Raw genomic sequence first — 1,078 nt, 5'->3', positions numbered from 1 at the left:
TATTTACCGTAATGGTCATGCTTGCCGAACCTGCACATTGACCCGAATTCGGAGTGAAGGTATAGGTTGTCGTAGCGGAATTGTCCAATGCAGGCGACCAGGTTCCAGTAATCCCATTGTTTGAAGTCACAGGCAAGGCCGACAATGTTTCCCCTTGGCAAATCGGGTTTACAGGATTGAAAGTAGGAACCACCGAAGTATTTACCGTAATGGTCATACTTGCCGAACCTGCACATTGTCCCGCATTCGGAGTAAAAGTATAGGTTGTCGTAGCCATATTGTCCAAGGCTGGCGACCAGGTTCCCACAATCCCGTTGTTGGAAGTCACAGGCAAGGCCGATAATGCTTCACCTGAACAGATTGGAGCAACCTGTGTAAAAGTCGGAACCACCGAAGTATTTACCGTAATGGTCATGCTTGCCGAACCTGCACATTGACCCGAATTCGGAGTGAAGGTATAGGTTGTCGTAGCCATATTGTCCAAGGCTGGCGACCAGGTTCCCGTAATCCCATTGTTGGAAGTCACAGGCAAGGCCGATAAAGCTTCACCTGAACAGATTGGAGCAACCTGTGTAAAAGTCGGAACCACAGAAGTATTTACCGTAATGGTCATGTTCGCCGAACCTGCACATTGACCCGAATTCGGAGTGAAGGTATAGGTTGTCGTAGCCATATTGTCCAATGCAGGCGACCAGGTTCCCACAATCCCGTTGTTGGAAGTCACAGGCAAAGCCGATAATGCTTCACCTGAACAGATTGGAGCAACCTGTGTAAAAGTCGGAACTACAGAAGTATTTACCGTAATGGTCATGCTTGCCGAACTTGCACATTGACCAGCATTCGGAGTGAAGGTATAGGTTGTCGTAGCCATATTGTCCAAGGCTGGCGACCAGGTTCCCGTAATCCCATTGTTGGAAGTCACAGGCAAGGCCGATAAAGCTTCACCTGAACAGATTGGAGCAACCTGTGTAAAAGTCGGAACCACAGAAGTATTTACCGTAATGGTCATGTTCGCCGAACCTGCACATTGACCCGAATTCGGAGTGAAGGTATAGGTTGTCGTAGCCATATTGTCCAA

General features: G+C 48.3%; 1 pseudogene. It reads right to left on the bottom strand.

Annotated features, from left to right (window positions below):
- Nucleotides 1-1,078: pseudogene (locus J2X31_RS18185) on the bottom strand (gliding motility-associated C-terminal domain-containing protein); the annotation flags it as partial.

Origin of the sequence: Flavobacterium arsenatis, from assembly GCF_031456785.1 — a bacterium.
Classification (GTDB): domain Bacteria; phylum Bacteroidota; class Bacteroidia; order Flavobacteriales; family Flavobacteriaceae; genus Flavobacterium; species Flavobacterium arsenatis.
Note: the sequence above shows the minus strand (reverse complement) of the source record. Positions and strands in the feature narration are given on the sequence as shown.